The sequence below is a fragment of the Cryobacterium sp. SO2 genome, from assembly GCF_026151165.2.
Classification (GTDB): domain Bacteria; phylum Actinomycetota; class Actinomycetes; order Actinomycetales; family Microbacteriaceae; genus Cryobacterium.
The window spans coordinates 3,974,361-3,983,585 of sequence record NZ_CP117849.1; the positions used below are offsets into that span (position 1 = coordinate 3,974,361).

Sequence of the window (9,225 nt, forward strand, 5' to 3'; positions counted from 1 at the left end):
GACGCCCTGTCCTCGCCGCCGGTGCGGCGCTAGGCTCCCGGCATGAAAACCCTGCATTTTTCACAGGAGATCATTGCCCCCGCTGACATCGTCTGGGAGACCATGCTCGACGATGCCACCTACCGGGAATGGACCAGCGCCTTCAGCCCCGGCTCATACTTCGAGGGGTCCTGGCTGCAGGGCAGCGAGATCCGGTTCCTCGGCGACAGCGACGACGACGACGGCACTGACAGCGGCAGCGACGGAGGCAGCGACGGCGACGGCATGGGCGGCCTGGTTGGCGTGATCGCCGAGCACCGCCCGCACGAGTTCGTGTCGATCGAGTACACCGGTTTGATCCTGAACGGTGACGTGGACACCGAGAGCGACTACGCCAAGAAATTCATCGGCACCCACGAGAACTACACCTTCAGCGAGTCGCGCGGGGTCACGACCCTCACTATCGACCTGGACGTGGACGAGGAGGAAGCTGACATGTTCGCGGAGATGTGGCCGAAGGGCCTCGACAGGCTCACCGAGCTCGCCGAGGCCGAGGCGGCCACGCACGGCCGGCATGCAGCCGGCCAACCGGACTGAGCCGCACCAGATCTAGCGGCGCCGGCCGCGGATGGCGCCATAGCCGCGCATCAGCTGGGGCACGACGAGGTACACGGCCACGGGCACGACCACAACCGAGAGCACGAAGGCCCGGAGCACCGGATTCCAGTCGCCGGCGAACGGGGCGATCGCGAAGAATCCGAGCGTCACCAGCGGGAAGATGGCGATCCAGGTGATCACGGCACGCACGTGCACCGACGGCGGTCCTACACTGGCGCGGGGCGGTTGAGGGAGGGACATGGATGGTCCTTTCTGAGGCTGTTTCTAGGGCTGTTCTCGTCACTCCGGCTGGGGATCCGGCCGGGTCCTCCCTACGATGTGCCCCCCGGACCGATCGGTGAAACTATTGTTGCCAAAAGTGGGACACGCTGCTTAGCTGAGGGCATGAGCAGCACACCGAGGATCGCCGACGAGCTGAGCCAGATCGCTCCACGCCTGCGGCGCGCGCGCGAGAAGAAGAGCGTGACCCTGTCGGAACTCGCCACGGCCACCGGCATCTCCAAGAGCACCCTGTCCCGGCTCGAGTCCGGGCAGAGAAAGCCCAACCTCGAACTCCTGCTGCCCATCGTGGCGGCGCTGGCCGTGCCGTTCGAGGAGATCGTCAGCCCGCCCCGCGTGCAGGACCCGCGGGTGCCGCAAAAATCGACCAGGTCCGACGGCCGCACCCTCACGCCGCTGTCGCAGCATCAGGGCGAGCCCCAGGCGTTCAAGATCGTCATCCCCGCCACCGACCGGGAACCGGCCCCGCGCAGCCACACCGGCTACGAGTGGATCTACGTGCTCTCCGGCCGCCTGCGCCTGATCCTCGGCGAACACGATGTGGTGCTCGGCACCGGCGAGGCGGCGGAGTTCGACACCCGCAATCCGCACTGGTTCGGCTCCACCGGCGCCGATTCGGTGGAGATCCTGAGCATGTTCGGCAAACAGGGTGAGCGCATCCACCTGCGCGCCCGCTCCACGCCGGCGACCGAGAGCTGATCGATGGCGATGCAGGTCCTGGCCACCAAGCTGTTCGTTCCCCGGCTGCGCCCGAACGCCGTGGCCCGGCCGCGCCTGGTCGAGACACTGCGGGAGGGGCTCGGCTCTGGACGCAAGCTGACCCTGATCTCGGCCCCGGCCGGGTTCGGCAAGACCACCCTCCTGGGCGAGTGGATCGCCGATGCCCGGCAGCGGGATCCCCAGCTGAGGGTCGCCTGGATATCGCTCGACGAGGGCGACAACGACCCCGCCCGTTTTCTCAGCTACCTGGTCGCCGCACTGCAGCAGGCGGATGCCCCCATCGGCCCGGATGCCCTGAGCGGCCCGCCGGGGTCGGTGGAGTCGACCCTCACCGCCCTCATCAACGACATCGCGCAGAGCCCGCACCCGCTCCTGCTGGTGCTCGACGACGTGCAGCTCATCGAAGCCGCACCCGTGCGTGACGCCCTGGCCTTCCTGCTCGACCACCTGCCGTCGACCCTGCACGTGGCCGTGGCCAGCCGCTCGGATCCGCTGCTCCCCGTGGCCCGGCTGCGCGCCGGCGGCGAACTCACCGAGCTGCGAGCGGCCGAGCTGCGGTTCACCCCGGCCGAAGCGGCCGGGTTCCTCACCGAGCGGATGCGGTTGAACCTCTCCGCCGCGGATGTCGCGGCGCTCGAGACGCGCACCGAGGGCTGGATCGCCGGCCTGCAGCTGGCAGCCCTGTCGTTGCGGGACAGCACCGACGTCTCCGGGTTCATCGCGGGCTTCACCGGGAGCAACCGTTTCGTGATCGACTACCTCGTCGAGGAGGTCCTGCAGCGCCAACCCGATCCGATCCGTGCCTTCCTGCTGCAGACGGCCGTCCTCGACCGGCTCAGCGGCGAGCTCTGCGACGCCGTCACCGGGCTCACCGGGGGCACCGAGGTTCTGGCGGCGCTCGACCGGGACAACCTCTTCGTCGTGCCGCTGGACGACCGGCGCCAGTGGTACCGCTACCACCACCTGTTCGCCGACGTGCTCCGAGCCCGCCTGGCCGCCGACGGCTCCCTCGAGCCGGCCAGGTTGCACACCCGGGCCAGCGAGTGGCACGAACAGCACGGCCTGGTGGAGGACGCCGTCACGCATGCGCTGGCCGCCGCCGATGTCGAGCGGGCGGCGCGGCTGATCGAACTCACCATTCCCGCCGTTCGGCAGAGCCGGCAGGACGCCACCCTGCTGCACTGGCTGGCCCTGCTGCCGGCAGAGGTCATCCGGCGCCGACCGATTCTCGGCGTGTACTGGGCGTGGTCGGCGCTCATCGCGGGCGATGTGGACACCGCGGAGGCCAGGCTGGTCGGCGCTGAGGGCGCCCTCGCCGCGACGACCGGCAACGACAGCCCCGCCTATAACGACCCCGCCCACGACTCGGCGCTCAGCGAGGAGCTGCGCACCCTGCCCGTGACGATCGCCGTGTACCGGGCGGCCGTGGCGCAGGCCCGCGGCGACCTGGGCGGCATGATCGAACAGGCCCAGCGCGCCCTGGCGCTCACCGGTCCTGGCGATCATCTGGGCCGCGGCGCGGCGGCCGGCTTCCTCGGGCTCGCCTCGTGGGCCACCGGCGATCTCCAAGCCGGGGTGCGGGCGTTCGGCGAGGTCAGAACCAGCCTGCGGCTGGCCGGCAATGTGGCGGATGCGCTCGGCACAACGATCCCGACGGCCGACATGCTGCTGCCGCAGGGCCGGCTGCGGGACGCCCGCCGGGCCTACGAGGACGCTCTGCGGCTCGCCGCCGAGCAGGGCGACCCGCCACCGCAGTCCACCGGCGACCTGCACGTCGGGCTCAGCGAGGTGCTGATCGAGCAGAACGACCTCCCCGGCGCTCTGACCCACCTCGCCGCGAGCGAGTCGTTGGGCGAGCGGGCGCACTCGCACGAGAACCGGTACCGCTATTTCGTGGCGCTGGCCCGCATCCGCCGGGCGGAGGGAGACCTCGATGCCGCCCTCGACCTGCTCCGCACAGCGGAGGGGGTTTACCGCAGGGGGTTCTTCCCGGAGGTGCGCCCGATCGGGGCGGTGGCGGCGCGGCTGTGGATCACCCAGGGCCGGCTGGCCGAGGCCGCCGCCTGGGCGGCCGACGCTGGTCTTGCCAGCACGGATGAGCCGAGCTATCTGCGCGAGTACGAGCACCTGACCCTGGCCCGGCTGCTGATCGCCCGGCACGCTGTCGATCCACGCGCTGGCAGCATCCGCGATGCCCTGACCCTGTTGGATCGGCTGCTCCAGGCCGCGGAATCGGGGCAGCGGACCGGCAGCGCGACCGAGATCCTGCTGCTTCAGGCGCTCGCGCACGCGGCGCAAGGCGACACCGCCGTGGCCCTCCGATCTCTGGAACGCTCCCTCGGCCAGGCCGAGCCGGAGGGCTACTGCCGGCTGTTCCTGGACGAGGGCCCCGCGCTGACGGCGCTGCTGTCTGCCGCGGCCGCCGCGGGAATCGCCCCGGCCGCAGTCCGGCGACTGAGCGCGGCCGCGGGATCCGCCGCGACCGGCCAGCCGACCGATCAGCCGACCGAGCCGTTGAGCGAGCCGTTGAGCGACCGGGAGCTGCACGTGTTGCGGCTGCTGGCCAGCGAGCTGAGCGGCCCGGACATCGCCCGCGAGCTGTACATCTCGCTGAACACCCTGCGCACCCACACCCGGCACATCTTCGGCAAGCTCGAGGTCACCAGCCGCCAGGCGGCCGTGCGCCGGGCCGAAACGCTGGGCTTGCTCTGATCCGGGCTTGCTCTGACCTGGGCACGCACCGGGCACCCGCACAATCACCACCTCAATCACCACGCCGGATGATGCCCGGTCACCACGTCTCTCCCTAGATTCACAGTCGTCCCCGGATTCCGCCGGGGCGTCCCCGAATCAAGGAGAGCCACCATGAGCATCACCACGTCCACCCTCACCCGCGCCGCCGGCGTCTCCGCCGCGCTGGCCGGGCTGATCTACATCGTCATCCAGTTCATCCACCCCAGCGACGTGGTCGCGTCGATCACCACGCCGATGTGGGTGGTCGTGCACCTCCTCAGCCTGAGCATGGCCGTGCTCGCCCTGATCGGGTTGGCGGGCCTGTACCTCAGCCAGGTGCGGCAACTCGGGCTCCTCGGCCTGATCGGCTACCTGATGTTCAGCTTCTTCTTCATCCTGCAGTCGGCGTTCAACTTCGCCGAGGCCCTCATCGCACCGCTGATCGCGGATGTCGCGCCGCAGTTCGCCGAGGACTTCGTCGGGCTGTTCGGCCGCTACGCCAGCCAGACCGACCTCGGCCCGCTCGCCCTGGTGGTGCCGGTGGGCAGCGCCCTGTACATCGTCGGCGCGCTCATCTTCGGCATCGCCATCCTGCGCGGCCGGGTGCTGTCGCGCGGAGCGGGCATCCTGCTCATCGTCGCCGCCGTGCTGACGCCCGTGGCCGGGCTGCTGCCGCACACCGTTGAACGCCTGGCCGCCATCCCGATGGGCCTGGCGCTGATCTGGCTCGGCTACTCACTCTGGTCGGCCCGTCGCTCGACGGCGACAGGACTCACCGAGCCCGCCGAACGAAGCGTGACCAATGCCTCGCGCACTCGCTGAGCCCGACCGCTACGCCATCCGCCTCCAGGGACAGCTGGACGCGGGGTGGAGCGACTGGTTCGAGGGCTTCCAGCTCACTGCCGAGAGCGATGGCAGCACCACCCTGACCGGCCGGGTCATCGACCAGGCCGCGCTGCACGGCCTGCTGCGCCGGATCGGCGACCTCGGCCTCACCCTCATCTCGATCAACCCCGATCCGTCACTGAACCCAGACCTGCCAGTGAACCCAGACCGCCCACACCCTGAGGAGCAGGATTCCCGATGAACCACATCCAGGCCACCCGCACACCCGGCCCCGCCACGCTCCGCACCCGCCCACGATCACGGTGGTGGGTGCCGGCCGGTCTCATCCTGCTCAGCGTCATCCCGATCCTCGCCGGGGCCGCGCGACTCACCGAGCTCACCGGTGGCGCCGTCGGCACCGCCGAGAACGCGCGGTTCCTCGACTCGCCGGTCCCGGTACTCACGCACATCGTCAGCGCCACCGTCTTCAGCCTGCTCGGGGCGTTCCAGTTCCTGCCGGCCCTGCGTCGCGGACGCGGGGCCTGGCACCGCATCGCGGGCCGCGTTCTCATCCCGGCCGGGCTGCTGGCGGCGCTCTCCGGAATCTGGATGGTGCTGTTCTACCCGCATCCGCCGGGTGACGGCCTCCTCGTGTCGGTGTTCCGCCTGGTCTTCGGCGGCGCGATGGTGGCCGGCATCGGCCTGGGCATCCGCTCGATCTCGCGCCGAGACTTCATCGGGCACGGCCGGTGGATGACGCGCGCCTACGCGATCGGGGTGGCCGCCGGTACCCAGGCGCTGCTGCTGATCCCCGGGGCCATCGTCTTCGGGCCCACCGACCAGCTCTCCCGGGCCCTCCTGATGGGCGCCGCCTGGCTGCTCAACCTCGCCGTGGCCGAATTCGTCATCCGACGGCGCGCCGGTCAGAGGTTGGTCTGGACCTCCAGGAAGTCGGGATAGCGGCCGCCGTGGATCTCGACCGAATCGGACAGGGCGGCGAGGCGATCGGCCTCGTCTGTGCTGAGTTCGATGTCGGCGGCCGCGAGATTCTCTTCCAGCCGGTGCAGCTTCGTGGTTCCCGGGATGGGCACGATCCACGGCTCGCGGGAGAGCAGCCAGGCCAGGGCGACCTGGCCGGGTGTCGCGCCCTTGGCCGCGGCGATGGCCCTGACGCCGTCCACCAGGGTGATGTTCTGCTCGAGCGCCTCCGTGCCGAAGCGCGGGATGCTGGCACGCAGGTCGTTCCCCTGGTCGAATGCCGTCGACGCGGTGATGGTTCCGGTGAGAAAACCCTTGCCGAGCGGGCTGAAGGGCACAAATCCGATGCCGAGTTCGCGGCAGGCATCCAGCACGCCTTCTTCGGGGCGCCGCCACCAGAGTGAGTATTCGCTCTGCACGGCGGTGACGGGCTGAACCGCGTGCGCACGGCGGATCGTCGCCGCTGACGCCTCCGACATTCCGTAGGCCTTGACCTTGCCGGCCTCGATGAGGTCGCGCACGGCGCCCGCGAACTCCTCGATCGGGTAGTCGGGGTTGACGCGGTGTTGGTAGTAGAGGTCGATCGAGTCGAGACCCAGGCGTCGCAGGGAGCCGTCGACGGCGCCCGCGACTTCGTCGGGACGGAGCATCCGCCCGGTGGCCTGGCCAGTGACCGGGTCGATGTGCGCGGCGAACTTCGTGGCGATGGTGACGGTGTCGCGCAGGCCGGCGAGGGCCTCGCCGACAAGTTCCTCGTTGAGGTGCGGGCCGTAGATCTCCGCGGTGTCGAAGAGGGTGACCCCGAGCTCGACGGCCGAATGCAGCAAATCGATCATGCCGGCGCGATCGGGGCGGCCGCTGTACCCGCCCGTCATGGTCATGCAGCCCAGGCCGATGGCCGAGACCTCGAGGGCGTTCGGTCCGAGAGTGCGAGTCTTCATGCGATTCCTTTTGTGAGTGGGGGCTGGATGCGGGTCAGGTGCCGGCGTGCCCGGCGACCGCCGATGCATCCAGCCGGTGCGTGGCCGCCCAGGAGGCGAGGAGCTTGAGACTGGTCTCGCTAGACGTGCCGGGTTCAGCGCTGTAGAGCAGCAGACTCAGTCCAGGGTCAGCAACCAATTCGGCGCCTTCGAAGACGAGGTCCAGGTCTCCGACGATGGGGTGGTGGAAGTACTTGCGCCCCGCGGCATGTCTGCGAACGTTGTGCGCGCCCCACATGCTGCGGAAATCCTCGCTCAGGGTCGAGAGTTCGCCGATGAGGTCGTGCAGGTCTGTGTTGTGCGGGTCCCGGCCGGCCTCGGTGCGCAGGATGGCCACCGACTGCTCTGCCGCGACCTTCCAGTTCGGATAGAACAGTTCGGCGTGCGGGCGGTCGAGGAAGGCGAACCTGGCCAGGTTCGCCGGGTGCGGCTGCACCCGGAACAGGTCCACGTACAGGGCGCGCCCGAGTGCGTTGGCACCGAGGATGTCGAGACGGCCGTTCCGCACGAAGGCGGGGCCGCCGGTGTAGGAGTCGAGGATGAATTGGAGGGCAGGGCGCACGTTCGCAGCGCGGCTGGATCGACGTTGTTGCGTGGCCGGCGATTCGTTCGCCGCACGGGCGAGATCCAGCAAGTGGTCCCGTTCGGCGTCGTCTAGCAGGAGCGCGTGGGCGATGGAGTCGAGCACGGTCGCCGAGACACCGGTGAGATTGCCGCGTTCGAGTTTGGCGTAGTACTCGATGCTCACGTTGGCGAGCATCGCCACCTCGCCGCGGCGCAACCCGGGTACGCGCCGGTTCGGGCCGCCGGGCAGGTCGACCTGTTCCGGGCGTACTCGGGCACGGCGGCTGGTGAGGAAGTCCCGCACCTCGTTCTGACTCTGCGTGCTCATGCTTTCGACTCTACGAGCCCCGCCGGTGCTCTGGGGTGCTCCGTCAGTACACCTGTGGGCGGAGCACCCGTGCGCCTCGAAACGGTGTTGCGACGACCGTCTAGAGCAGGCCGGCCGACTCCGCCCACTGCAGCAGGATGACGGTCTTGCCATCGACGATGCGGCCATCGGCCACCATGGCCAGCGCGTCGTCGAGGGGGATCTCGAGCACCTCGATGTCCTCACCCTCCTCGGCCACGCCGCCGCCCGCGTCGACCCGGTCGGCCGGAGAGTAACGGGCCGCATAGAAGTGCACCCGTTCCGTGACCGAGCCCGGGCTCATGTAGAGGTCGAACACGTGCTGCAGCTCGCCGACGGCCACGCCGAGTTCTTCGGCGGCCTCGCGGCGGATCGCCACATCGGGGGCGTCGTCGTCGAGCAGGCCGGCGGCGGTCTCGATGAGCATGCCGTCGGCGTGGCCGTTGACATAGGCGGGGTAGCGGAACTGGCGGGTGAGCAGCACGGTGCGCCGCGCGGGGTCGTAAAGCAGGATGGTGGCGCCGTTGCCGCGGTCGTAGGTCTCGCGCTGCTGGGTGACCACCCGGCCGTCGCGGCGCCGGTAGCCGAAGGTGGTGCGGCGCAGCACGTGCCAGCCGTCGCTGGTCACCTCCACCCGCTCGACCGACACGGACGGATTGCCGTTCAGGCCGGCGCCCGTGCGGTGCAAGCCGGTGCGGCCGCGGCCGTCCGGCAGGTCGACACCGGGGATGCCGGCACTGGACTGGCCGGCACTGGACTGGCCGGGCTCGGGCGCGCTCACTGCTTGGCCTGAGCGGCGGCGGCGGCGACCCCTGGCACCTCGGCCAGGCTCGTGTACACCGGGATGCCCCGACGCCTGGCGATGGCCACATCCTGGTCGGCGCCGTGCGAGTCGCCGGGCAGCCGCAGCACACCGTCGCACCTCTCGAGCAGGCGCTCGGCGGTGGGATACATCACGTCGGCGGCCAGCGGATGGGCCACATCCGTCACACCGGCGCTGGCGAGCACCGGCAACGCCACCCACTCGCCGATCATGGGCAGGTGCCCGGCCCGGAAGAGCGGCCAGGCGGCCTCTTCGAGCCGGTCAAGGTTGCGGCGGAGGAGCACCGGGTCGTCGCCGGTGCCCGAGCGGTAGGGGCCGGCGATCAGGATCATCAGGGAAGCGGTCATGTCCGATAGAGTAATACAACGTGCAGAAACATG

At 70.0% G+C, this 9,225-nt stretch carries 11 protein-coding genes; 6 read left to right on the top strand and 5 right to left on the bottom strand.

Translation table 11 applies throughout. The features are described from left to right. Positions 1 to 42: 42 nt before the first annotated feature. Positions 43 to 576 carry a hypothetical protein gene (locus tag BJQ94_RS18775; RefSeq protein WP_265398139.1) on the top strand — a complete coding sequence of 178 codons (534 nt, stop codon included), beginning with the start codon at positions 43 to 45 and terminating at the stop codon, positions 574 to 576. Between the two features lie 12 nt (positions 577 to 588). Here BJQ94_RS18775 and BJQ94_RS18780 read toward each other — a convergent pair whose 3' ends face one another. Next, complete coding sequence (locus BJQ94_RS18780) at positions 589 to 837, bottom strand: hypothetical protein (RefSeq protein ID WP_265398138.1); 249 nt, start codon at positions 835 to 837, stop codon at positions 589 to 591. 144 nt (positions 838 to 981) lie between these two features. On the opposite strand from BJQ94_RS18780, the gene BJQ94_RS18785 reads away from it, so the two are divergent. The 5 genes from BJQ94_RS18785 to BJQ94_RS18805 all read left to right on the top strand — a co-directional run bounded on the left by BJQ94_RS18785 (position 982) and on the right by BJQ94_RS18805 (position 6,114). After that, positions 982 to 1,575 (top strand): XRE family transcriptional regulator, encoded by a 594-nt coding sequence (locus tag BJQ94_RS18785; protein ID WP_265398137.1) that lies wholly within the window; start codon positions 982 to 984, stop codon positions 1,573 to 1,575. 3 nt (positions 1,576 to 1,578) lie between these two features. Next, entirely contained in the window at positions 1,579 to 4,308 is a 2,730-nt protein-coding gene (locus BJQ94_RS18790; protein WP_265398136.1) for a LuxR C-terminal-related transcriptional regulator, read from the top strand. Positions 4,309 to 4,461: 153 nt separating this feature from the next. Further along, a complete protein-coding gene (locus BJQ94_RS18795) occupies positions 4,462 to 5,151 on the top strand; it encodes a hypothetical protein (protein WP_265398135.1) in 690 nt (229 codons plus the stop codon). Next, entirely contained in the window at positions 5,132 to 5,416 is a 285-nt protein-coding gene (locus BJQ94_RS18800; RefSeq protein ID WP_265398134.1) for a hypothetical protein, read from the top strand. Before BJQ94_RS18795 ends, BJQ94_RS18800 begins: the two co-directional genes overlap by 20 nt. Then, positions 5,413 to 6,114, top strand: a complete 702-nt coding sequence (locus BJQ94_RS18805; protein WP_265398133.1) for a DUF2306 domain-containing protein — start codon at positions 5,413 to 5,415, stop codon at positions 6,112 to 6,114. The genes BJQ94_RS18800 and BJQ94_RS18805 overlap by 4 nt, the downstream gene beginning before the upstream one ends. Here the strand turns inward: BJQ94_RS18805 and BJQ94_RS18810 are convergent. The 4 genes from BJQ94_RS18810 to BJQ94_RS18825 all read right to left on the bottom strand — a co-directional run bounded on the left by BJQ94_RS18810 (position 6,078) and on the right by BJQ94_RS18825 (position 9,192). Beyond that, positions 6,078 to 7,073, bottom strand: a complete 996-nt coding sequence (locus tag BJQ94_RS18810) for an aldo/keto reductase (protein WP_265398132.1) — start codon at positions 7,071 to 7,073, stop codon at positions 6,078 to 6,080. The genes BJQ94_RS18805 and BJQ94_RS18810 overlap by 37 nt on opposite strands. Positions 7,074 to 7,107: 34 nt before the next feature. Further along, on the bottom strand, positions 7,108 to 8,004 hold the full coding sequence (locus tag BJQ94_RS18815; protein WP_265398131.1) for a helix-turn-helix transcriptional regulator: 897 nt from the start codon (positions 8,002 to 8,004) through the stop codon (positions 7,108 to 7,110). A 100-nt stretch (positions 8,005 to 8,104) separates the two neighbouring features. Then, positions 8,105 to 8,803: an NUDIX domain-containing protein gene (locus BJQ94_RS18820; RefSeq protein ID WP_265398130.1), complete on the bottom strand. Its 699-nt coding sequence runs from the start codon at positions 8,801 to 8,803 to the stop codon at positions 8,105 to 8,107. After that, positions 8,800 to 9,192: a DUF4406 domain-containing protein gene (locus tag BJQ94_RS18825; RefSeq protein ID WP_265398129.1), complete on the bottom strand. Its 393-nt coding sequence runs from the start codon at positions 9,190 to 9,192 to the stop codon at positions 8,800 to 8,802. The genes BJQ94_RS18820 and BJQ94_RS18825 overlap by 4 nt, the downstream gene beginning before the upstream one ends. Between the last annotated feature and the right edge of the window lie 33 nt (positions 9,193 to 9,225).